The sequence below is a fragment of the Chloroflexota bacterium genome, assembly GCA_016197225.1.
Lineage (GTDB): Bacteria > Chloroflexota > Anaerolineae > Anaerolineales > VGOW01 > VGOW01.
On record JACPWC010000012.1, the window covers coordinates 14,749 to 38,255 of the forward strand.

A 23,507-nucleotide genomic window follows, 5' to 3' on the forward strand; every position below is an offset into this window, starting at 1 on the left:
TACCACGAGTTCAGGGGATGGTGAGCGTTCCCAGCAAAACCGTATTGCGGCCATCCACCGTGAGAATCCGCTCGTCCGTGATGGGATTGTAAAGGCCAATTTCCAGGGTGTAAACGCCGGGTGCAACTTCAAACACGTGACGCTGCAGGTAACGATCGCCCGGCTGAAGACTGAAGGCGTCCGCATCAAAACGATAAGCGCCGGCAGCAAACGACCCATCGGCGTTGAGCAAATGGGCGAAAGCAAAGACTGGAAACTGCGGCGAGGCCACACTCGACCCGATGGACGGCTCGGCCAATTCAAAGGTTGGGCCGACTCGCCAGTGGGCGACGACGACAGCCCCCTGCCCGTCCCAGCCTTCGAGAGTCAAATCGTTGGCGAATTGAATCGAAGCCGGGTTTTGCGGCGGCGTGTCCTTCTGCCAGACGGCCAGCGGGAAAAGGTAGTAAGCGGATTCTGCGCCAGACGGAAAGACGATGGCCCATTCCGAATTCACCCAGCGCGGCGGCGAATCGAAGGCTACGCCTTCAAGGGCAAAGGCCCGGCGATCCCAAATTGAGAGCGGCCCGCTGAGAACGTAGGTGGCCGGGAGAGCGTCTCGAAACTGGCGGGCCGCTTCGTGCAGTTCAGCTTTATAGAGGTAGCGCACTTCTGGCAGGCGCGGCCAACGCCAAAAGTAATCGGGCAAATCGCGCCCGGCGACGCCGAGAAACAGCAAGAGAGGCAGAGCAAGTCTCAGTCTATTCGGTGATGAAAACTCAATCACAGGCAGGGCGGCCAGGATGTAGACGGCCGGCAGAATGGTAATGCTATGTCCTAAACTGGCCGGCGGCGTGCTGGCAAACGCAGGCGCGAGTCCGCCTGCCAGCCAGATGAGCAGGAAGGCATAACGCGGGTCGCGCCAGCGCCAGAGGCAAATGATCAGGCCGCCCACAAAAAAATAGAAGCCAATCAGGTTGAACACAGGCCGCCCCGGAATGTTATACAGAGCTTCGGGGTCGCCGGTGTTGCCAAACATGGCCGCTGTCGCCAGGACATTTTGAAAAAAGGGTTGAGGGTCGCCGGCGCGCAAAGCCGTAAGCGGCCCGCCTACCACGCTCACGCGCTCGGCCCGGCCCGCAATGGCTGAAGCCAGCGGCAGGTATAGCGCCGCCGAAATCGCAAACGCGATGGCAACCGGCCTCCAGTGCTGACGCGTGAGCGCAAGGCAGATGCCAAAGCCGAAGACGATGATAAAAAGCGAGGTAGCAGCGAGATAGGTGTAAAGCGCGAGCGCCAGGAAGAAGCCAGCCAGAGCAGAGGCTGAAAGTTGGAGGGCGGAGGGCGAAGGGCGGCGAACGCTCGTGAACAGAAATGAGAAAGCAAGCAAAGCAAACGGCAGTTCGCCGATGTGGCGAATTTTGACGCGGCTGTACATGAGCGCCCAGAACGAAACGGCCAGCAGGAGGGCGACAAAGAGAGCAAAGCGCCCGCCGAACAACTGGCGGCTGAGGCGATAGGTGGCAACGACAGTGAGCAGGCCAAAGAAAACAGAAACCAACCGCACGCTGAACAAACTATCGCCTGCCAGCCAAACCCACAGCGCCGAAATGTAGTGATAGAGCGGCTCGTGGCCTTCGGCTTGAATGAAGTACAAGGGGCGCTCGCCCTCAATCACCAGCCGGGCGTGAACGGTCGTCTCCAGCACTTCGTCGTCGCGCCAGCCGGGCGGAACGTCGTCGAGGCGGCGCGACTCGCGGCCCGGCAGCGGGGCGTCCTTCACGCGTTGCTGGAACAATTCCGCGGCATCCCGAAGCCAGGGGGCGTACACGTGCGCGAGCGCCGCGTTCACCGCCTCCTGGTCGACGTATTCGCCCGGCGGAGCATTGCCCGGAATGGCAAGTTGATGAATCTGGAGGATGATGTCGCCTGTTTTCCAGTCCCAAGAGGGCGCTTCGAGCGAGTCGCGCTGAAGAAGGATTGTGCCGTCTGAGTTAAGAGTGTGAGTAAACAGATTGAGGTCGGTCTTGAAAGTAGGCGGGTGCATCGGGCCGAGGCGGGCCGGGTCGGTCACCCGCCACACGGTCGTCATCTCAGCCATGTCGCCGGGGTGATACGAGTCGGCTGACCAGTGAGAGTCGAGCAGTTGAATGGCATCGCCAAAGTTGACCTCCCCCCTCCGCCCCCCCTCTCCCGAAATGAAACAACATATTTCGGGAGAGGGGAGAATGTTCAGTCGGTAAAACGTAAAGAAAGGGTCGAGGTCGTTTGGGCGAAGGGGAATCGTTTGCAGAGGTTGGACAAGGCGGGCAAATTCAGGGTGAGGCGGTGTGGAGGCAGGAACGATGAGCTTGAAATCCGAGTTAGCAGGAATGAGCAGGGCCAACCGGGCATCCACCCAGCGCGTTTCGTGGGAGGTGATCAGTTCGGCAATGTACGGGTCGTGCGGGGCGGAAGGATAAACCGTCGAGAGGACGGTTGGGCCGTCTACCGTTTTGAGGGCGGCGATGAGGGTAGATTGGTAGGCGGCGCGAACGTCGGGCGACTGAGACCAGATGAAGAAGTAGTCTCGAACGGTGGAAATGAGCAATGAAACAATGAACAATGAAACAATGACGACGGACGATGGACGATGGACGATATGTTGACCGCCGATCAACTCCGTGAGGCGTGAGAGGGCCAGTGCTGGCAAGATGTAGAGGATCGGTTGCGTGCCGATGATGCGGGTAGTCAGGGCTTCGGGGCCGGTGACGAAGGCCGGCGCGAGGCCGAGGCCGAGCCAGAGAAGGAGAAGCACAGAGACAAGGAGACTGGGAGAAGGGGTGATAAGGTGACGAGGTGACAGGGTGATGGGATGACGAAGTATAGAGAAAATGATGATTAGAAGGCCGGCAAGGAAGAGCAGGAATGTAACCGGGTCGAAGAGGGGTTTGCCGGGGATGGTGTAGGCGAGGAAGTGATCACCGTGGCCGGGCAGGAAGAAGGCGAGGAGGGTTTCGCGGGCGTTGGCGAAGAAGCGTGAGGGGTCGCCATTTTGCAGAGCAGTGAGCGGCTCGGAGAGCATGGCGATTCGCTGTTCGGCTTCGGGGTGTTGGAAAAGATAGATGAAGAGCGGTGAGGCGAGAGCGAGAGCCAGAAAGAGGGAAAGAAGGACATATTGCGTATTTCGTATTGCGTGTTTTATAAAACGCAAAACATCAAGTAATAAGCTCAAAAGATAGTCTTTCTTCGCGCCTTCACGGTTCATTCCTTTCCGGGCGGCGAGAAAAGCAGTGAGCGGAAATATGAGCCACAGAGCACGAGCCGGAATGTAAGTGTAGAGGCTGGCGGCCAACACCAGACCTAACCCAATAACCAATAACCACTTTTTTTTCTCAGCGTTCTCTGCGCGCTCTGTGGTGATTTTTTGTAGCTGCAAAAACAGCGACACTGCCAGCGCCATCTCGCCCGGCAACATGGCCGAGCGCAATGCCTGGCGGCTGGTGGTCAGCGGCCAGAACGAGACGGCCATGAGGGCCAGCGCCAGCAAAGCAGTTCGGCGATCAAAGGCCAGGCGGGCGGCGCGGTAGGTGGAGGCCAGGGCCAGGGTTCCCCAGCAAATGGCGGCGAAACGAAGCGTAAACGGCGCAGCTCCCAGGCCGATCACCAACCCGGCGTTCACGTAATCAAATAGCGGCTCACGTCCGTAGCCAACGGTGAAATAAATGGGCGCAACGCCTTTGAGAATGTGAGCGGCGTCGTGGCCGTGCGCGGCTTCGTCGTGGGTCAGGCCGGGCGGCACGGCGGTGAGTTGCCAGGCGCGGAGCGCAAAGGCAACAACAAGAAACACGAGAGGGCGACTCTTTTTGGCGAACATCACTTTTGGACGACGAAGGTTCCCAACGTCAACACGCCGTCCACCGCCATTTCGCCGTTCGCCGTTTGAGCCGCCAGCCGGTTCAGGCTGGCCGAGTCGTACATCCCAACTTTGATCGTGTACTGGCCCGGCTGAAGGTCGGCGGGCAACCCAAGAGCGTGTTCGTCCACAATGCCTTCGCCTGCCTGCCAGACCTGAGTCGAGTACAAGCCGCCTCGCGGGCGGCTGTCGGCTCCGAAAACAAATTGGCCGGAAGCGTCGAAGACGTGAACGAAGATCACGCCATCTTCGGTCATTGGCCCGCCTGACTGCCAGTAAAGAGTCAGAGTTAGAGTATTGAGTTGAGTCTGATAGGCCACAAGCGTCGCCGGGCCAACTTTGGCGTTGACGGGTTGCGCTTCAGCCGGAACGGCCAGCGGTTCGGCTGTGGTGGCGGCAATGAGTTGAGTCTTCAACACACCATCGGGCGACGAAACAGGCAGGCGCTCGCCAGTGTCCGGGTCGTATAAGCCGAGCCAGATTTGGGCCGAGAAGGGTGTGGGCAAATCGTCGGGCGGGATGATGAGGAAGCGATCAATGATGATGTCGCCCGGTTTCCAGCGTGATGTTTGATAATACGGGAATCCGGTTTGGCCGGCGATGTTATCCCCTTGCGTCCACTTCTGCCCGTTCCCGTCAATCACCTGCACCAGCGTTTTGTAGTTGCGATCAAAGGATCCGTTCGCCTGCCAGTACACCGGAACCCAGTAAGGCACGCCAGGTTGCAGGGTGGGCAAAGAGTCCGGGACGTAAACAGTGGCGGCCCCCACGTCGCCAATGGCATGGTAGCCGGGCGGCAGGGCGCGGGCGAGCGGCGGGCGCGGCAGGAGTCCGGTCAGTGTGTCCAAACCCCACATGATGAGGGCCGCGACGAGCAATGGCGGGGCAATCTTTTTATATTGCCGCCACTCGCTCAACAAGGTTGAGAGGGCCGCCCCGGCCAGCACGATGAGGGGCGGAACCATTGGCACGCGCAGTCGCGAGAGCACTGCGCCGAGACACATGCCCAGCGCCAGCATGAGCGCCGTTGCAAACAACATCCAGCTCGCAGCGGAGCGGCGCTGAAACCACAGCCCGGCCAGCGCCAGCCCGCCCACCAGACTGAAGCCAACCGGGATGGCGGCCAGCAGGGGCGAGTAAGTTTGCGCTTCGTAGAAGCTGACGTTGTTAGCCACTTCGGCATTCGCCCAGGCCAGGGCAAACTTGCGGCCCAGCAATTGCGCCCACCGTCCCGGATCACCCCGAATGTCTTCGAGCGCGGCGGGGATGTAGTCGGTTCGGCCCAGACGCAGGTCGGCGCGAAAGGCCAACCACGACAGGTTGCTCTCGCCGATTCCGGCGGCGGTGCGGCTGTTGCCGACGAAAAAGTTGACGGGGCCGCTGGTGGAGATGAGCGAGAAACTGCGATTGAAGTGATAGTTCCACAAACTATACGGGGCAATAGCAATCGCCGAGACGACCGTCAGCCCGATTGCCAGCGGCAGACTGCGCCGCCAATCCTTCCAGACCAGCCACAGCGCGCCGACCGGAGCGACGAGGAGCATAAGGGGGTGCATCCCGGCGCTGAGGCCGATGAGCAGGCCGCCCACGACAACCCAGAGCCACCCTTTGGTTTCGGCCAATTTGTGGAAGGCGACCAAACAGGCCATGCACAGCAAAACCGTCGGGCTGGCCGTGAGAATGGAGAGATCGTAGAAGATGAAAACGGGGTAGACGGCGTAAAGCGCGCCCGCGATCCAGGCCGCCCGCTGGCCAAAAAGTTTACGAGTCAGCCAGAAGCACAACAGCACGCCCAGCGCGCCTGCAACTGCCTGGGCGGCGCGAACGTTGTAAAGACTCGGCCCAACCAGCAGGTGGAGGCCGGCCAGATAGAAAGGGTAAGCTGGTTGGAAATAAAAAGCGGTGCTGGGCCAGGTTCCGGCCAGAAGGCCCTGCGCCTGTTGTTCATAGACCAGGTTGTCGTCGCCAACCTGCAGATCATAAAAATACGGATCGTTGGCGGCAAAGTGAGTGAGAACAATGAAGCGCAGAACAATGGCCAGAAGGTAGAGGCTGAGAGGATAGAATGATTTTAGCGAACGGGGCATGAGTTTCCGGCAAACCTTTGCAAAGACGGCTGGGCAAAGTATACCGGAAACTCCAATCTTCCTTATGAAGTGAACTCCCCAACCTTTTCGCCGTTCACCCAGACGGTGTATGCGCCGGTTGGGAAACTGCCCAGCGGGATGCTCTCTTCAAACGGTTGTGTCATCGCCGCGCAAACCGCGTAAGGATCAGCCAGCGAATATACATCCAACTGAATCTGATTCTGGCCGTCCGGGCCGGAAACCTTCACCCGCAGTTCGTGGCACGGCGAGGGCAGTGAACCCGTCAAGTGAACGACGATCTGCACCGGAAAACTTTCCAACTGCAACAACTCATTGGAGTCAATGAAGACCGGGCTACGCTGCAGAGCCTCGTCGCCGGAGCGCGGGGCAAACGGGGACTCCGCCCCCTGCGGGGGAAGCGGCTCGATGCTGCCCGGTTCATTGCTGACTGGCTCATCGGGCGGCGGGGTGGCTGTGATTGGCGGCAATGGGCTTGGTTCTACGGGGGTAGCCGCCGCCCCGCCGCAGGCGGCCAAACCGAGGGCGCTGATCAGGATAACAAAGAGTGTCTTTCGTATCATGCGTAATCTCCGTTTGAATATTAAACCTTATCGAGAATAACATTATGACGCTCCCCAACCGCGAGGACGCGGGCTATGAGCTTTTCCGATAAAGTCTATTGAACTTGGCCTCTGGACGAGCCGCGCCACAAGATTGTTCCGCCTGACATTGTTCAGTGAAAACTTTCCGGCTTTGGCGGGAAAACCCTGCCAGAGCCGGAAGAGCTAACTTTCCCAAGCAGAAGTGAAAAGTGAAACGTTAAAACTGGAACTTTTGTGCTATATTGCAAATGTCGCAGGTTTTCAATCAAAGGAGAACATTCTCATGAATGATTCGTTAGCCATCAAAACCGAGTCGTTGGGCCGTGTCTACAAGATTCGCGGCGCCAAAAAAGAGGAGCCAAAAAAACGCGTGGCCCTGGCCGATGTCAATTTGGAAGTTCGGAGCGGCGAGTTCTTTGGTTTGCTGGGGCCGAACGGCGCCGGCAAGACGACGTTGATCAAAATCCTCACCACCCTCCTCGCCCCTTCCAGTGGCCGGGCGCTGGTGGCCGGGCACGACGTGGCGAAACAGCCGCACGAAGTCCGGCCCCGCATCAACATGGTCAGCGGCGGCGAGTCGTCAGGCTACGGCCTGCTCACCGTGCGCGAGAACCTGTGGATGTTCGGCCAGTTCTACGGGCTGGATAACAAAACGTCGCTTCAGCGCATTGACAAAATGCTGGAGATCGTCGGCCTGAAGGATCGGGCCAACACCAAGTCGTCCGACCTCTCCACCGGCCTGCGCCAGAAGATGAACATTGTGCGCGGCTTCATCACCAACCCGGAAGTGATCTTCCTCGACGAGCCGACGCTGGGTCTGGACGTGAGCGCCAGCCGCGAAGTACGCAACTTTGTGCGCAAGTGGGTGGCCGAGCAACCCAACCGCACCATGCTCCTCACCACGCATTACATGGCCGAAGCCGACGAATTGTGCGACCGGGTGGCCATCATCAACGCCGGAAAGGTGCTGGCCTGCGACTCGCCATCCAACCTCAAGAAGCGGCTTCAGCGCGACGCCATCTTTCATCTTGATGTCAGCCCGCTTCGCAACGGGGCGCTGGGCGCGTTCAAATCTTTGCCCGGCGTGCGGAACGTAGTGCACAACGCGCTGGACGGCAAATCGGAACTGCAACTCATGCTCGAAGCCGACGACGCGCTTAGCAACGTGATCGGGGCGCTCACCTCGCACGGCGCGCACATCCTGAATCTCGTTAAGCGCGAACCGACGCTTGAGGATGTGTTTGTGGACCTGGTGGGCCTGAGCATGGCCGAAGCGGAGAAAGTGACCGGATGACAACCTTGCCACTAACTTCACCCAAACCCGATCGCGGCTGGCGGCTCTTCCTCCGCACCATCATCGCCCGGTCGTACCCGCGCATCATCGGCCAGCAACGCGAGAAGGCCTGGATCTTCTTCGAGACCTTTCTGCCGTTCGTGGCAACTGCCGGCTACGTTTACGTCTATCGCGCCATTCAAGCGCCCGAAGACTACATCGGCTTCGCCGTCGTCGGCGGGGCCATGACCGCCTTCTGGCTCAACGTCATGTGGAGCATGTCGGCCCAGATGTACTGGGAAAAAGAGACGGGCAACCTGGCGCTCTACATCATGGCCCCCAATTCGTTGATGGCGATTCTGCTGGGGATGGCGATGGGCGGCTTGTTCGCCACCACCCTCCGGGCCGCCGTCATTCTGGTTCTGGGAACGTGGTTCTTCCACGTCCCGTTTGCCGTCTCCAACTTCCTGCAACTCTTCGCCGTGTTCGTGCTGACAATGACGGCCCTCTACGGCCTCGGCATGTTGTTTGCCTCGCTGTTCCTGCTCTTCGGGCGCGACGCCTGGCAGATGACCAACATGCTTCAGGAGCCGGTCTATCTGTTCTCCGGTTTTTACTTTCCGGTCAAGAGCTTCGGCTTTGCCGTCGCCCTCACCGCCTCAATTCTGCCGCTCACACTCGGCATAGACGCCATGCGCCAGCTTATCTTCGCCAGCGGCCCCACACTTGGCTTTCTCTCGGTTCCCATTGAGATCGGGGCGCTGGTCGTCCTCGCCATCGCCTTCATCGTCGCCGCCAGGTACTGGCTCAACCGGATGGAGAGGCTGGCGGTGCAGGAGGGGACGTTGACGGATAGGAGACGATAATATGTTAAAAACCTTCTCTCGTTCCTTCATTCCCGCCGCCTGGCTCGGCTGGCAGATCGAATCGAACTGGACCGACCCGTTTGTGTTCTTCGTCTTCTCGATTCTCAAACCGGTTGCCAGCGTGATGATTCTGGTGTTCATGTACAACATCGTCTCGCCTGCCGGCAACGATGCGCCCATCTACGCCTACATTTATCTGGGCAATGCGTTTTACATCTACGTGGGCGCGGTGATGGCCGGGGCTTCGTATTCGGTGCTGGATGACCGTGAACGCTATCGCACGCTCAAGTACATTTACGTCGCGCCGATCAACATTCCGGTTTATCTGCTGGGCCGGGCCGTGGCCCGCTTCATCACCGGCAGTATCGCCGTGATCATCACCATCGCCGCCGGCGTGATCTTTTTCAAAGTGCCGATCAACTTCGCCATTGTGGACTGGCCGGTATTTCTGGCGGCGCTGGCGCTGGGGGTGGCCTGCCTGACTTTCATGGGCATCACCCTCGGTGCGTGGACGATGACGGTGCGCACCGAGCCCTGGTTCCTGGGCGAAGCCATCGCCGCCGCCCTTTACCTGTTCAGCGGCGCGATCTTTCCGATCACGATCCTGCCAACCTTTCTTCAGCCGATTGGCTTTGCCATGCCAATGACATACTGGTTGGAACTTCTGCGCCGGGCGTTGTTGGGTTCCGGGGCCGCCGCCTTTCCGACCCTGGCCGGATTCTCCAACCTCCAGCTTTTCGGCGCCCTCGGCGGCCTCACGCTCGTCTTTAGCCTGGTGTCCACGTTTGCCTATCGCTATTTTGATCAAGTCGCTCGCGACAACGGCATGATTGACGCTCAGAGCAATTTCTAACTGTAGGGGTAGGTCTCTAAGACCTGCCCTTACAGCCCCACCACATTCCCATCACCACCGCCGCCAACGTCCGCCCCGGCGACAGGCTCCACAAAAAATGATCGAACATTGCCATTACCATCAGCCCGACCATGATGGCCGATAGAGCCGCAAAGACAACTTCGCCGCGCCGCCGCCAGGCCTGCCATAGAATCATGCTGCCCAGGGCCACGACGGCCAAACCGCCGCCAGCGCCAGTCTCGGCCAGGGCCAACAACAAAACATTATGAGCCGGCTCGGGCGCAAGATTCCGAAACATCACCAGAGCCGGCAGAAATGCGCCCGCCCCCACCCCGTTGATCGGATTCCACTTGAATAAGGTGAGCGCCGCGTCGTTCAACTGTTGGCGGGTTGTGATAGAGATGGTTTCTTCGCGGGAAGCGTCACTGGCCGTGAGACGGGTGATGAACAAGGGGCCGAGAGCGGCCACAAGCGTTGCGCTCACCAAAGCTAACACGGCAAGGACAATCGCGGCGCGGCGGCGCAAGTTTGAGGGCAGTAGAAATATCAGGCTTGCCATTGCCGCCCCACAGGCCAGCCAGCCCGCGCGCGAGAAGGTGAGACACAGCGCGCCCGCGCCGAAAGCCAGCGGCCACAACCAGCGTTTGCGACCGGTTTGAATGTAGCCCATCAGCGGCCCGGCCAGCGTCACCAGCAAATAACCAGCCAGCAAATTGGGATGCGGCAGAGTGCCGTAAGCCCTTAACCAGCGCAAACCATTTGGCAGGCCGACGACGCTCGCGCCTCTCATCGAAGCCACAAGTTCGCCGGGCCACGTCAGGCCAAGCGGCTGAAGCCAGGCCGTAGTTTGAGTGGCCGATTCGGCGATGGCAATGGCCGATTGAAGGATCAGACCAGCCGTGAGCGCATAAGCCACAACTCGCCAATCCATCAACTTCATGGTTTGCGAGACGGCCTGGGCGGCGAAGCCCAACCATATTAGGTGGAGCGCAAAGCCCAGTGAGAGTGTGGGCGCTACTGAGTCGGGGATGCTGAGGAAGGCGAAAATGATGAGGGCGAAAAAAGGAAGAGAGAAAGGGAGAAAGGGAGAAAGGGAGAACTGGAAGGGTCGAGCGTTGTATATCACCAGCACAACCAGCGCGCCGATCAACAAGTCGGCGAGGAAGAGGAGGCCGGAGGTGTAGGTGAAATACACGAACGGCCTGGGTTGCGTCCAAATGGTTGTGTAATGCCAAAACGGCCAGAGGACGAGGAACGATGACAGAAGAAGTGTCGAGCCGTTCAGAATGTGCCGCCGGGCCAGCATCGTGAGCAGGGCCATCGCCAACACCAGCAGCGGCACGATCCCCCACCAGAGACCGGCTTGATAGTCTACGTTGATTGGCGCTTGCCATTCGCTGGACACCCGGAGCGCCGGGTTGCGCCACACCTGGACGCCGGACGCGACAATGCCTTGCAACTGCCAGCCGCTGGCGATCAACGGCTCGACGTAAGCCGGGTGCATGTTGAACGCCCAGCGCACGCCCCACTCTTGCGCTCGCGCCAAAAACGGCTGAATGCTATTCGGGCCAGCCGGATTCCACAACGCGCCGTCGAGCGCGCCCAGCCCACTCCGGCGAAGTTCTGGAATTTCGCGCGCGGTGAAATAGGTGCCATCTATCGTCCTGGCCTCGGTCAGCACCGAGAGCCGGGCCAGTTGATCGCCAAAACCGAAAGTGAGATAGCGTTCGCCGTTGGCTGTGTTGCGGTCGAGAAAGCGGGCGATGGCGGCTAAATCTACCGGCGGCGGCTGAGACTTTACCCAGCGGGCGGCGAAGGCGGCGTAGAGGCAGAAAGCTATAAGAATTAACCGCAAAGACACAACCCCGAAAAAAGAAACGGGGCAGGCGAGCGCAAAGGCTTTTTCTTTTTTCGGCCCTACCGGGTTTGGCGTGGAAAGACATTTTGGACGCGGATGAACGCTGATTTTCGCGGATAAAAAAGAGAAATCCGTTTTCTTAGCGTTCTTAGCGTCTTTGCGGTGAAATTGCCCTCGATAAAATTCCCACAGTAATCCGGCAAACGGCAGCAGCGCCAGGCCGGCCCAAAAAGAAAAACGGTCGTAGGTGAGCCAGGCCCAGTTTGCGCCGAAGAGCCACTGAGGCAAAGGCGTTGTGCCGCCCAGCCCCAGCGTGAAAAGCAGAAACGCAACGATCAGGAGAGGCCAGTGCCGCCGTTTGCGGCGGGCGCGAAAAAGCCAGAGGGCAGAAAGAGGCAGAACAAGCAGAGTCGGCCCATACATGGGCCAGAAGAAGAAGTAGGCCGCCAGCCAGTCGGTCAGGTAGTTGTGCCGGCTGGCGTGATCAATCGGAGTCTGCGGCGTGTATCCCCGGCTCCAGGCAATGAACGGCCAGATGACGAGCGCGGCGAAGAGGCCGGCGCTGACGGCCCAAATCAGCAAACGAACTGCGACTCTTAACCACGAAGGCACGAAGACGCTAAGTTTCACGAAGCCGAAAAAGAATCTTTGTGATCCATCGTGTCTTTGAGTCTTTGTGATGAGTGTTATGAGCAAAGCCCGGCCAGCGATGGCGGCGCCAGCGACCAGGGCAAACAACAACACGGCATGGTGGGCCGCCGCTGTGACTCCGGCCCACAATATGGCCGAGAACAAGGAACGTCTCTGGCCCGTTTGGCAGAAACGCCAGCCCTCGGCCAGCGCCCACATCAGTGTGGCAGTGGCGGCCAGGGTTGGCAGTTGGCCGAAGGAGTAGGCGGTGAGATAAATTGAAGGCAAGCCAACGGTCAGCCAGCCCGCTGTTCGCGCCGCCCGCGCCGGAACAAAAATGGCCGCAAAGCGCTCGGTTGCCATTGGAAGAAAGGCAAGCACAAGTAGTAATAGCAGGCAAAAGCCAACTGCTTCGCCGCGAAAACGAGTTTCGTTTTGCGCCCCGCCCAACATGCTCGCCAAAGCTGAGGCCGGGAGCGATAGCAAGGCAATGAGTTGATGGACAAGCGGCGGATAGGAGGCCACTGAAAACCCGCCGAACCAGCGCGGCTCGACCAAGTCGAACCAGGCCCGACGGTAATGATCGGCGAAGAAAATGTGGGTGTAAGCGTCGAATGAAGAGAACGGCAACCCGCTCAGGACGAGCGGCAGGTTAAGGCCGAGGGAGAGCAGGCTGGGCGTAAACCAGCGTGGAAAAACAAATCCGGGTGTGCGTGGCATCACACCCGGATCATAACAGAGCCGCCATCACAGTCATTCCTCAATCGCCCTCTGTCGAATGAACGAGAGCCAGAAAATCTTTGCTACCCCCCACTGTAATTTGCCGCTTGGCATACATTTCGACGGTGTTGGTCTGGGCTAACACGGTGATCACCCGCAAATCCGAAACCGAGATTTCCTTTGTCAGCTCAAACAACCGGCTTACGGTTAAAGGGCTACCCTCAAACAGGACGACGACTTCCGGCTGGAACTGCGAAAACTGGTGGAGAAAAGTGGCGTCGTCGGTGTACGTGACGTGCAAAAGCTCCAGGCCGGACTTGCCTGCCAACAGCTTCTCAAGCCCTTCGTCGGCCAGCGAGCCGCTACCGACGATCAAGACTCGGCTTGTGAATTTGCGCATCGTCGAATTTCTCCTAACGGCCAAACGGGGTAAATGAAGTGCTGGCAACCGCCCCGTCAGCGGGTGCGGTTGCCAGCACAAGGCTTAAGGTTTAGGTGTCTTGGTTGGTTCCGGGGTTCTGGTCGGTTCAGGATTATTATTGTCGTTGCCGTTATCATTGCCGTTGTCATTGCCGTTGTCGTTGCCGTTGTCATTACCATTATCATTGCCGTTGTCATTGCCATTATCATTACTGTTGTCGTTGCCGTTGTCATTGCTGTTATCGTTGCCGCCCGAATCCGGCGTTGGCGTCGGGTCGGATGAGCCGCCTGTGAATGTCCCAGTGGGTTCAGGCGCCTTGCTCGGCGCTTCAGTCCGGGTCGGCGCTGGAGTCTTACTCGGCGTTCTGGTGTTCGTCGGCCTGGGTGTCTTGCTTGGCGCCTCAGTCTCGGTCGGTTTTGGAGTCTTGCTCGGCGTTTTCGTGTTTGTTGGCGCCGGCGTGCGGGTCGGGGTCAGAGTCGGGGTGGATGTCGGCGTTGACGGCGCGACCGTCGTCGGAGTCAGAATGGTCACATAAGTCGCCACGCGATCACCCGACCTGTAGGTCCGGATGCGGGCCGTCGCCATGGCCCCGTTTTGCAGGGTTCCGGTCACCACCGTATTGCGCCCAATCACAAACTGAGTCTCATTGATAGACCATTGATCGCCGTTGCCGCTGAGAAGCCCGGTGATCTCCACTTCCAGGGCAGTGATCTCCAGTGCCTTCGCCGCTCCGGCTTCGCTCTCGGCGGTCACTCCCACATAAAAGCCCAGGCGCAGGTCGCCGTTCAGCTTTGTCATCTTGTCCACTGCCACAGTCACGTTGTCAATCTGCCAAGATGCTTCAGTGCGGCTGACCAGCACCCCTTCAAACATCACGGTTGCCGTTTCGTTGCGTTCCATCAACGCGGCAACTTCGGCCTGACGACGGGCGGCAAGTTGCTCTTCCAATTCAATACGGGCCGCCGCATCAAACGTCAGGCTGACTTGAATATTTTCAGCCGCGCGTTTGAACGGGTAGAGGCTATCGCCCGGCAAGGCGCCGGCGCTGGCATAGAGCAAACCACCAACGGCAAAGAAACCCACCAGCAAAACAGCGGCGGCAGTTGACAAGGAACGGCGCAACAGGTTGGCGAAGGGGTTGGGGCGAGGGGCGCGCAGTTGACCGGCGGCGGTGAGGAACACGGCCCGGCTTCGCATTTGGGCCTGGCGCGGCACGTGGCTGGCCGTCATCGCCTGTTGCGCCGACTCGAGCATGGGTTGCAGTTCACCAGCCAAATCCGGATACCGCGTCAGGCAAGCGTTGAGCGACTCGCCGGCGCTCAGTCGCGTCAGGCAATCATCGAAGGCGTCGTAGAAGCGGGGATCAGTCATAACGATCCCTCCAGATGACGACGCAAGGCGGCCACGGCCCGGAACTGCAATTGCTTCACCGCCGTCACCGACTTTTGCATCAGAGAGGCGGTGTCGTCAATGGAGCGGCCATCGCCAAAACGCAGGGCCAGCACTTGTTGTTGTTCATCGGTGAGGTGGTGCAGGGCTTCGCGAACTTCTTTGGCGGCCAGCCGTGCTCCGGTTTCCATTTCCAAATTGGTGTCCTCAGCCACCAGTTCTTCCGAAAGGGCGACCTGCGGACGGCGTGATTGCCGCCTGAAATGATCGGCGGCCAGGTTGCTGGCAACGCCAAACAACCAGGCCCGCAAAACCGCCGGCGGCCTGCCCGCATGGAAAACGTCCAACAGGCGCATAAACACTTCGCTGGCTAAATCTTCAGCTGTATGTTCGTCGTTGGTGCGGTACAGCAGATAGCGATAAATATCTGGGTAGAAACGATCGTGAATGGCCGCCAGTGCGCGTGAGTCAAGGTTGCGCGCATCAGCTAACAGCCTGTCGTCGTTCTCAATCACAGGCGCGGCTCCCAAAAAGAGGTCATAAAAGAGAGAATACATCATTCCCGGCAAAAAATACAGTGAGATTTCTCTTAAAAGTCGCCCGCCAGGGCGAAAAGTTACTGAGATCACTCGGCTATACCAGATTTAACGGCTGTACCGAATTGAACGGGATTCTTTGTGAATTACACGAATTTCACAAATTCGCCGCCAATTCGTCTCATTCGTGGCAGGGTTTTCCCGCCAAAGTCGGGAGACCCGACCACTCCTAATCGCCTATCCGAATAACCGGAAAGACTCTGAGGGTTCCGAAACCCTACGAGGCTTTCTGATAGGTTCTAAGTTGTCGCCACGAACAATGAAAAGTTACGGCGTAACTTTTTGTGAAATCTAGCGACTTTTTGAATGATGACCACACAAACACTTTCTTTACCGCGAGCTTTTCGTTTTGATGGCTGGTTTCTCCGGTTGAGCCTGGCGTTGTCTGGGCTGTTGGCTCTGGTGCAAATGGCCGCTTCCGGTTTGGTTGGCACCGACGGTTACTACCACGTCAAAATGGCCGCTCTGATGCGAGCCGATCTCACGCCCGACTTCATCTGGCTTCCGCTCACTATTCTGAAGCCAGAAAGTTACTACGACCATCACTGGCTCTTTCACGTGCTACTGTCGCCGTTTGCCGGCGGCAACTTGATCCTGGGCGGGCAGATAGCGGCAGTGGTTTTTGCGGCGGCGGCCCTGGCCGCCGGCGGCTGGCTCTTGAGAACGCAACACGTGCCGGGCGCAACCTTGTGGACGATTGGTATGGTCGCCGCCTCAAGCGCCTTCATCTACCGCCTCCTCATGCCGCGCGCGCAATCGCTTTCACTGTTGTGGCTCATCGTCGCCATGTATTTGATGATCGAGCGCCGCGAGCGTTGGCTAATCGTGCTGGGCTTGACCTATGTCTGGCTCTACGACGCCTTCCCGCTTCTGCTGGTCGTCGCCGGAGTCTACTTTGTCGCCGCCCGGCTGGTTGAAGGGCAGTGGCGCTGGAGCGTGTTGATCTATTCGGCCATCGGCCTCGGGCTGGGTTTGGTATTCAACCCTTACTTTCCGCAAAACCTGACCTTCATCTATCACCACCTCATCGCCAAGCTCGACATCGCCAGCGTGAAGGTGGGCAGTGAATGGTATCCCTACACCACCGCCCAACTGATGGAGAACAGCGGTGTGGCCCTGGCGGCTTTTGTAACCGGCGCGTTTGCCCTGGGTTGGCAACGCCAACGCCTCAGCCTGCCCGCCGCCTTCAGCTTTGGCCTCAGCATTGTCTTTGGCATCATGCTGTTGGCCTCGCGGCGCTTCGTCGAATACTTCCCGGCCTTCGCAGTGCTGTTCTGCGCTTTCGCCTGGCAACCGGTTCTGGCGGAGAGACAGTTCGGACGGCGACTGGTAATGGTTCTCACCGTTATCGTCCTGGCCGGGGCGGCTTACAACGTTTACCGGACGCGAGACCTTTTGCAGAACGATCTGCCTGCCGAACAATTTGCGGGCGCGTCGGAATGGTTGACCGCCAACACGCCGGAAGGTTCGCTGGTATTCCAAACCGATTGGGATGACTTCACCCGGCTCTTCTTTTACAACACCCACAACGTTTACACCGTCGGTCTCGACCCCACTTACCTGCAACGGGCCGACCCCGATCTCTACTACCTTTGGGTGGACATCACCCAGGGTCGCGGGTTAGACCTGTCGTCAGCCATCCGCGAGCATTTCAACGCTGAATATGTAGTGTCGGACTTGAAACACAAGGCTTTCCTGGAACGAGCCGAAGCCGACCCGCAGTTCGAGGAGGTTTATCGCGATGAAAATAGCGTCGTTTTCAAAGTAACCGACTGATCACCTGGCACATCCAATACTTGAGGCGGCATACGCCCAATCAAATTCAAACAAATTTAGGAGAAATCTCATGTCTCAACTCAAAACCTACAAGACCTACAAAACTTACTTCATCCTGCTCGTGCTCACTGCTTTGATCCTGGCCGCCTGCGGCGGAGCCGCCGTCACCGACAACGGCGGGGCGAACGTCAACGCCAATGACAACGGCGGGGCAAATGTCAATGCCAACGACAATGCCGCCAACGACAACGGCGGCGCAAACGTCAACAGCAACGACAACGCTCCGGGCGATGACAACGGCAATGTCAACAGCAACGACAACGCCGCGGGCAATGACAATGGCGATGAAAACAGCAACGACAACGGCTCTGATGACAATGCCAACAGCAACGCCAACGGCAATGCCAACAGCAACGCCAATGACAACGGCTCGGACGACAACAGCAATGCGAACAGCAACGACAACACAACCTCAACCGGCGGCGAAGTCGAGTTCTCTGGCACGATCTCCGAAATGGGCGCCGGCTTCATCGTCGTGGCCGGGCAGACGGTCTTCATTGGCAACGACACTGAAGTGAAGGGCACGCTGGCAGTTGGCGTGGTGGTCAAAGTGCACGCCTTCGTTGACAGCAGCGGCGCGCTCTCGGCCCGCGAAGTTGAAGTGGAAGGGGCCAACGCCGGCGGCGATGACAACGGCAACGTCAATGCCAACAGCAACACCAACGGCAACGATAACACTTCCAACACCAACGACAATGTTTCCAGCACCAACGACAATAGCGACGACAACATCAATAGCAACAGCAATGACAACGGCGATGATCATGGCAACGACAATAGCGACGACAACAGCAATGACAACGGCGACGATCATGGCAACGACAACGGCGACAACAACAGCAATGACAACGGGGACAACTCTGGTAAGGGCGGCGGCAAACCCTAATTCTCCCCTCTTCTGAATCACAAGGGCGGCCTATCCAGGCCGCCCTTGTTTTTTTTGCTGAAAACTCTCAGTCATCTGATCCCGTTATCGTAAATGATCATCACTTGCGTAAACTGCCCTGCGCTTACAGTAACCGTTTGCTCCCCAGCACGGGTGAAATGATCAGGCGACTCGGGACGCAAGGTGTAAGTGCCCAGAACGAGCGACACATGGAACTGCCCCTGCGCATCTGATCGAAACTGGGCTACCTGGTTGCCGTTCGCATCCAGTACTGTGATCGTCGCCTGATACGGTTGATCCGGGCAAGGCGTGCCGACTTGAACGACAGGACACATTGGCCCGATGAGCACCTGGCCCTCAATGCCGCCGACGGGTGCGGGCGTGTTGCCGCCGCCGCAAGCGGCCAGAATCAGAGCAAGCAATAACGAAATGCCGGACTGACGAATAGGGTTTGTGGGCGTCAAAGACCGCTCCTATTTAGTGGCTGTCACCTTTAATCAGGGAATGCTAAAGCTCGTCAGTTCGTAAGAGTAAGTTGAGCCATCACTGGTTGAGGCGGCGCTCACCAGGCCCACGCCACGGGCGTACACATCCGTGAAAGTGCTATTGCTTGTCGTGGGCGGGATGCTTAGCCCGCCCGGAATTTGCATTTGAGAAGTGAAGACGCTGTTGCCGCCGATCTGCAAACCGTCGTAAGTCGCCCCACCCACCGTCACCGACTCTGCGCCCGTGACGGCGCTGTCTTGCGAGACGTCTGTCGCCCCGTCAAACGTTTGCCCCTCAACTGTCATTGTCGTCTTGAGCTGATAAGCAAAACTCCAGGCATAGCCCGGCTGGAGCAACTCGGCCGCCGGCAACCACACGCCAGAGGAGCCAATCACTTCCTGATTGATAACAAAATTACTCAACTGGCCGATGTTCAGCGACACAAAATCGTACGACGTCAGGCCGTTGGCATCGCACTGCCAATGATAAGTAATTTGCCCGGCGCTCAAATTAATGTTGACAACGGCGGCGGCGCTCGTGGTGTCGCCAGTCACTTCGCTCACCGACCACGTCATCGGGCCGTCAGGCGTGGAATATGTCCACGTGGCCCCAGCGCGAATCGGGAAATAGGGATGGTCGCAGGCAGTCTGACCGGCGCTCCCCCCGCCGATCACTTGCCCGCCGGCGCCCCCGCCTGCCGGCGGCGTGCCGGCCGGGGTGGCCGTCGGCTCCGGGCCGGGCGTGAGCGTGGCCACGAACTGCGCCGCTTCAGGGAACTCGACCGACCAGCCGCGAATTTGGGCAATGTCAATCGGCTTGGCTGGAGACGGGTCCTGGCCAAAACCGGGGATGCCAGACTGCTGGCCTGTATTCAGATCGGTGAACTTGTTGCTGGCCGACGAAGTGAGGCGGCACTTGCCTTCGAGGCACGAGGTGATCATCTGGCCGTTGGCCGGAAAGTATTCGACGCTCATGTACGAGCCGCGCACGGTGGCCACGCCCACCGGAGTCTCCACGTCGAACGATCCGCCGCCCAGCGCCGTCGTCACCGCCGCCCACATCTTGCCCGCCGTCAGCGTCAGCTGAGTCACCGAGTCAGCCGCTTCTGGCGACAACTGCTTCAACTCAAATTCGGTCTGCGGGGCGAGGCGCAAAATAGTGCCGTCGGAGATGTCGAGGCGCACACGAGAATCGTCGCCGGTTTTCACGCCGCCGCCCGCCGCCACTTGCGCGCCGTCAACGGCAGACTGCCACTCGCCCGTGCTTGAAGCGCGAGATTGAACTTCATTCTTCAACTCGGAAAGTTGGGCCGAGCGCGTTCCGGCTAAAGCAGTGGAGGCAGGCACGCTGGTGCTCGCGCCGCCCAACAGGCTACAGGCCAGCCCGGCCAGCGCCAGAAACATCAAAACAGAAAACAAGATTTTGCGAGACATAGCATTCTCCTGAACGCGGTGAATTACAACACGCCGTTGAGGGCCGTTGCTCTTTCAAAAAGCTGAATGTAACGCTGGCAGGTGACAGCCAGAGTCATGGTTCTCATCACAGCGACGTTCTCCCGGCCAATCGTTTCGCAGCGGGCCGGGTCCTTAAGCAGGTCGCGCAGTTGCCGGGCAAAAGCATTCCGGTCGCCCTGCGGCACAAATTCAACGTGCAAGTTTTCTTCGTCGGCCACAGCCCTCAGGTCGTCGTGATTATAAGCCAGCACCGGGCGGCCATGCGCTGAGGCGCGATGAATGATGGACGACGCGCCGGTGGTGGCGATGCATGGCAGGGCGACGACTCGGGCCGAAGCGAACAGGCCGGGCACTTCGTTTTCGGGGACGCCGACTCGCCATTCCACACCCGGACTCTCGCCCAGCGCCTCTCGCACTTGATTCAAGTAACCGGGAAAGCGGTGATGATCACTGCCGGCCACTGTGAGTCGAATAGACGGGTCGTCGGCGCGAAGTTGGCGGAAGATGTCGAGCAGTTCTGGCAGGCCCTTATAAGGCGCGTGCATGGCAAACATGAGAATGCGCTTTTCGTCCGGCAAGGGCGTGAAGCCGGGCGCGTCGAACGCGCCATGCGGCACATGGGCCAGGTTGTGGGCTTGATACTGTTTTTGAAAAATTTGCACGTAGGCCCGCAAGGTCAGGCAAACAATATCTGCTTGCAGAAGCAGGCGGGTGGCAACCTGGCCGCCCAGATAAGTGAGGCGGCCATTGACTGCGCCCAGCAAACGCAGGTTGGAGGCCTCAAAAATTTCGTGAAGGGTGACAACGGTTGGCAGGCCGAGTGAGCGGGTAAGCAGGGGCGCACTCAGCCCCAGAAAGTTTTGCAGGCGAGTGCGGCCAAAGCTGGCCAGGCCGATGTTGAACCAGACTGCATCTGGCTGCCACTGGCGAAGCTCACGCATCAGAATCCCGGCGTTCGCCAGGTGGTTGCGCCGCCATGCTCGTTGGACGACGAAGCCGTTGTGATGTTCGAGGGCAGGCGCGTTTGAGGTCTGGTTGGCAAACACGCGCATTTGCTCAAAGTGGCCGCTGTGAGCCAGCCCTTCGGCCACTCTCGATCCGTATTGACCGACGCCTGAGATTTCCGGCGGGAACGGCGAGACGATGGCAAGTTTTGTCATGTGAAGCGAGTTGTCAACTCACTGTGCCCAGCCGTCAATTTTGTAAGCAGCGCAACGTTGTTCGTAGGCTTGCCGAGTCAGCCGGCCATAATCGTTGAAGTGGCCTTTGATGCGAGTCTCGTCCAGGACTGCTTCGGTGGCGGGGCGGCGCAGTTGGGGCCGGAATTTTTGCAGCTTGCGGCGGCGTTCCCAGTTTTCGAGCAGGTTGCCAACACGGCCGGCCAGCAAACTTTCAAGCCAGCGCTGGCCGAGGCGGGCCGGGCCGCGCGGCGCGGCGTCACGTTCGGGCCGGGGCATGGAGTCGGCGTTGGGTAAAAAGCCGGCGGCCCAACCGTTGATCGAGCGCATCTGCCAGTACAAGTCGTGCCCGGTTAGTGGAATCATTTGAGCAAGTTCGTGGGCGATGAAGAGATCACGTTGTTCTTGCAGAAGGGATGTTTCAGACAGCAGGTAGTTGGGGCAAAGATTGACGCCGCCGAGGCGAGCCAGGCGGACAATGAGGATTGCCAGCGCGCGAACCAGCCACACCCGGCCCGGCACAGTGACAATGAGGTAATCTACGTCATCGTCGGGTTTGGCGTTGTCCATCGCCAGCGCGCCGGTGACGGCGACCATTCGCACAAATGGCAGGGCGGCCAGCAGGCGGCCATATTGGCGAGCTACCTGCCACAACTTTTCTGCCGAGAGGGCGTGAGCCTGGCGCAAAACGATCAGGTCTTCACGACCGGCCACCACATAAAAATCGCCGACATGCGAAATGATTTGGGCCAGCCAGGGTGAAGAGCCAAGAATAAACTGCGCTTCTTCCAGAGCGAGAGACTCGCCGATGAGGTAACGATGAATTTCCGGCGCGGTGAGCGGATAGTTGAACACGTCGGCGTAAAGCACGGTCCGCAGGATGGCGATTTCGCCGGACGAGGGAGCGACCAGGAGTCGCCCGGCCCCGGCAAGAGTTGTGAAGTTCATAACGTCGAGTCTTCCGAAGTCTGGTGATCAGACTTCGGAAGACTGAGCAAAAGGGAGTTACTTTTGAATTAGCACTTGCACCGACGTTTGACCCGCCGCGGCGCTGATAGTGACGATAGTCTTGCGGTCGTCCTTTGTGTAATAAAGCACGGCGGCGTCGGTGGTTTCAACAGAGGTTTGAGTGCCATCCTCGGCCCAGCCGTTGGCCGCCATTTCGGTCTTGTAGAATTCCAGCACAGAGTTGTACTCGTCCGAGGTGAGATAGGAGACGACATCTGCCGAGCCGAAGAAGCCCTGCGTGTTCTCCAGGACCGGAATGTCATCGGGCGCGCCGCCGCCAGACGCTTGGGTGGACAGGGCCTCAGCCGTTTTCTGAAAGCCGCCGTTTTCGGCCTCGGTGGCAAGCGCCTGAACGGTTTCTAAAGCGCCGCTGGTAGCAAGTTCAGTGGCGGCGGCTTGCACGGTTTGCAATCCTTCTCCGGCCTGAGTCAGGCCCGAAATCAAACCGCAGGTGCAGGCCAAAGTCGCTATCGAAAGCAGGGCCACAACCCAACCAATACGAAATGTATTACGTTTCATGATCTTCTTCTCCTTGAGTTATAAAGATTGGTTGGGCGATTTTACCGTATTCTGCCCGAAGAATTGAGCGCCATTGTTATGTTGCGTCAAAAACAGTACAAATGCCTATAAAATTGGCCGTTCGCCTATTTGTCTACACTGCAAAATATGGTACAGTGGTACCGATGCGTTTGAGGGTGACGCATACCCGTTTTCATGTCTAGCATCATTGGCAGGCCTCTTTTTCCTCTGTCGATCCGCAGTTGGATGGTTCGGCGTCTGTTTGGATCTGAAAAGCCGCCCAGCTTCAATGAACTGGCCGACATCATTCTGGCAAAGCGCCCGACTCGAGAACAGGCAATCGTCTTCGCCCGGCGGGTGCTGGTCTGGGTTGTCATCATCATCATCATATTCTTATTTAGCATATTCACGCTTGAGTCTCTGATTAGAACCGCCTTTGCTACGCTGGAATGGCCGCCGCTTATTTTCTCCGGCATTCAGATCGGCGAACTGGATTACGAAACCGATGCCAGCAATCTGCCTGAACTGAAGCCTCTGGAAGTTGCCCTGATCAGTGAAGTGCAAAGCGAGGCTGAGGTATTAAGCTTGGACATCCCAAGTCCGGCTCCGCTCATCCTTTCAACCGGCGTTGTTCAAATCAACGACGTTAGCGTCATCCAGCCAACCAACACCCCCACTCGAACGCCTCAAGCGCCCACCGAAACGCCAAGTTCGACGCCATTGCCAGCACCCCGGTTCGACACTGAGACGCCCATTCCAGCCCCCACCTCAACAACTTCCTCATCCAGGCCGCCGATTCGGACCCGGACGCCGCTACCCACCGACACGCCCTTGCCCACCGAGACGCCGACCGAGACCGAAACACCGACTGAGACGCCAACAGAGACACCGACTGAGACGCTGACGCCGACGTTTACTTACACACCGACGGACACTCAAACCCTCACGCCGACTTTCACCTACACGCCAAC

The 23,507-nt window shown here is 58.7% G+C and carries 18 protein-coding genes; 6 read left to right on the forward strand and 12 right to left on the reverse strand.

The genetic code is table 11. From position 1 onward, the window contains the following. Positions 1-10 precede the first annotated feature (10 nt). The 3 genes from HYZ49_02010 to HYZ49_02020 form a co-directional block, all read right to left on the reverse strand. A complete protein-coding gene (locus HYZ49_02010) occupies positions 11-3,808 on the reverse strand; it encodes a glycosyltransferase family 39 protein (GenBank protein MBI3241052.1) in 3,798 nt (1,265 codons plus the stop codon). Between the two features lie 26 nt (positions 3,809-3,834). Next, positions 3,835-5,961: a glycosyltransferase family 39 protein gene (locus HYZ49_02015; protein ID MBI3241053.1), complete on the reverse strand. Its 2,127-nt coding sequence runs from the start codon at positions 5,959-5,961 to the stop codon at positions 3,835-3,837. Positions 5,962-6,023: 62 nt separating this feature from the next. Then, positions 6,024-6,542, reverse strand: coding sequence for a hypothetical protein (locus HYZ49_02020; GenBank protein MBI3241054.1), 519 nt, complete (start codon positions 6,540-6,542; stop codon positions 6,024-6,026). 304 nt (positions 6,543-6,846) lie between these two features. On the opposite strand from HYZ49_02020, the gene HYZ49_02025 reads away from it, so the two are divergent. From HYZ49_02025 to HYZ49_02035, 3 genes are read left to right on the forward strand one after another with little or no spacing between them, the layout of a single operon-like run. Further along, the gene (locus HYZ49_02025; protein ID MBI3241055.1) at positions 6,847-7,857 is read left to right on the forward strand and encodes an ABC transporter ATP-binding protein; all 1,011 of its coding nucleotides are present in this window, start codon (positions 6,847-6,849) and stop codon (positions 7,855-7,857) included. Then, positions 7,854-8,702, forward strand: coding sequence for an ABC transporter permease (locus HYZ49_02030; protein MBI3241056.1), 849 nt, complete (start codon positions 7,854-7,856; stop codon positions 8,700-8,702). The genes HYZ49_02025 and HYZ49_02030 overlap by 4 nt, the downstream gene beginning before the upstream one ends. A 1-nt stretch (position 8,703) precedes the next feature. Next, complete coding sequence (locus tag HYZ49_02035; protein ID MBI3241057.1) at positions 8,704-9,555, forward strand: ABC transporter permease; 852 nt, start codon at positions 8,704-8,706, stop codon at positions 9,553-9,555. 16 nt (positions 9,556-9,571) lie between these two features. On the opposite strand, the gene HYZ49_02040 is transcribed toward HYZ49_02035, so the two are convergent. The 4 genes from HYZ49_02040 to HYZ49_02055 form a co-directional block, all read right to left on the reverse strand. Further along, positions 9,572-12,763 carry an O-antigen ligase family protein gene (locus tag HYZ49_02040; protein MBI3241058.1) on the reverse strand — a complete coding sequence of 1,064 codons (3,192 nt, stop codon included), beginning with the start codon at positions 12,761-12,763 and terminating at the stop codon, positions 9,572-9,574. Positions 12,764-12,803: 40 nt separating this feature from the next. Further along, positions 12,804-13,163, reverse strand: coding sequence for a hypothetical protein (locus HYZ49_02045; protein MBI3241059.1), 360 nt, complete (start codon positions 13,161-13,163; stop codon positions 12,804-12,806). 84 nt (positions 13,164-13,247) lie between these two features. Then, positions 13,248-14,555 carry a hypothetical protein gene (locus tag HYZ49_02050; GenBank protein MBI3241060.1) on the reverse strand — a complete coding sequence of 436 codons (1,308 nt, stop codon included), beginning with the start codon at positions 14,553-14,555 and terminating at the stop codon, positions 13,248-13,250. Further along, positions 14,552-15,133 (reverse strand): sigma-70 family RNA polymerase sigma factor, encoded by a 582-nt coding sequence (locus HYZ49_02055; protein MBI3241061.1) that lies wholly within the window; start codon positions 15,131-15,133, stop codon positions 14,552-14,554. The genes HYZ49_02050 and HYZ49_02055 overlap by 4 nt, the downstream gene beginning before the upstream one ends. A gap of 342 nt (positions 15,134-15,475) precedes the next feature. On the opposite strand from HYZ49_02055, the gene HYZ49_02060 reads away from it, so the two are divergent. Together HYZ49_02060 and HYZ49_02065 are read left to right on the forward strand one after the other, a co-directional pair. After that, a complete protein-coding gene (locus tag HYZ49_02060; protein ID MBI3241062.1) occupies positions 15,476-16,945 on the forward strand; it encodes a hypothetical protein in 1,470 nt (489 codons plus the stop codon). Between the two features lie 70 nt (positions 16,946-17,015). Beyond that, on the forward strand, positions 17,016-17,891 hold the full coding sequence (locus HYZ49_02065) for a hypothetical protein (GenBank protein MBI3241063.1): 876 nt from the start codon (positions 17,016-17,018) through the stop codon (positions 17,889-17,891). A 71-nt stretch (positions 17,892-17,962) separates the two neighbouring features. Here HYZ49_02065 and HYZ49_02070 read toward each other — a convergent pair whose 3' ends face one another. Genes HYZ49_02070 through HYZ49_02090 form a run of 5 tightly spaced genes read right to left on the reverse strand, consistent with a single transcriptional unit; the run spans position 17,963 to position 22,536 of the window. Then, on the reverse strand, positions 17,963-18,355 hold the full coding sequence (locus tag HYZ49_02070) for a carboxypeptidase regulatory-like domain-containing protein (protein ID MBI3241064.1): 393 nt from the start codon (positions 18,353-18,355) through the stop codon (positions 17,963-17,965). Positions 18,356-18,388: 33 nt separating this feature from the next. Next, a complete protein-coding gene (locus HYZ49_02075; protein MBI3241065.1) occupies positions 18,389-19,810 on the reverse strand; it encodes a FecR domain-containing protein in 1,422 nt (473 codons plus the stop codon). A gap of 23 nt (positions 19,811-19,833) precedes the next feature. Next, positions 19,834-20,991, reverse strand: a complete 1,158-nt coding sequence (locus tag HYZ49_02080) for a glycosyltransferase family 4 protein (GenBank protein MBI3241066.1) — start codon at positions 20,989-20,991, stop codon at positions 19,834-19,836. 18 nt (positions 20,992-21,009) lie between these two features. Continuing rightward, positions 21,010-21,957, reverse strand: coding sequence for a hypothetical protein (locus tag HYZ49_02085; protein ID MBI3241067.1), 948 nt, complete (start codon positions 21,955-21,957; stop codon positions 21,010-21,012). Positions 21,958-22,014: 57 nt separating this feature from the next. Continuing rightward, positions 22,015-22,536, reverse strand: a complete 522-nt coding sequence (locus tag HYZ49_02090) for a hypothetical protein (protein MBI3241068.1) — start codon at positions 22,534-22,536, stop codon at positions 22,015-22,017. Positions 22,537-22,782: 246 nt separating this feature from the next. Here HYZ49_02090 and HYZ49_02095 point away from each other — a divergent pair. Then, a partial coding sequence (locus tag HYZ49_02095; protein ID MBI3241069.1) for a hypothetical protein occupies positions 22,783-23,507 on the forward strand: 725 nt, incomplete at its 3' end.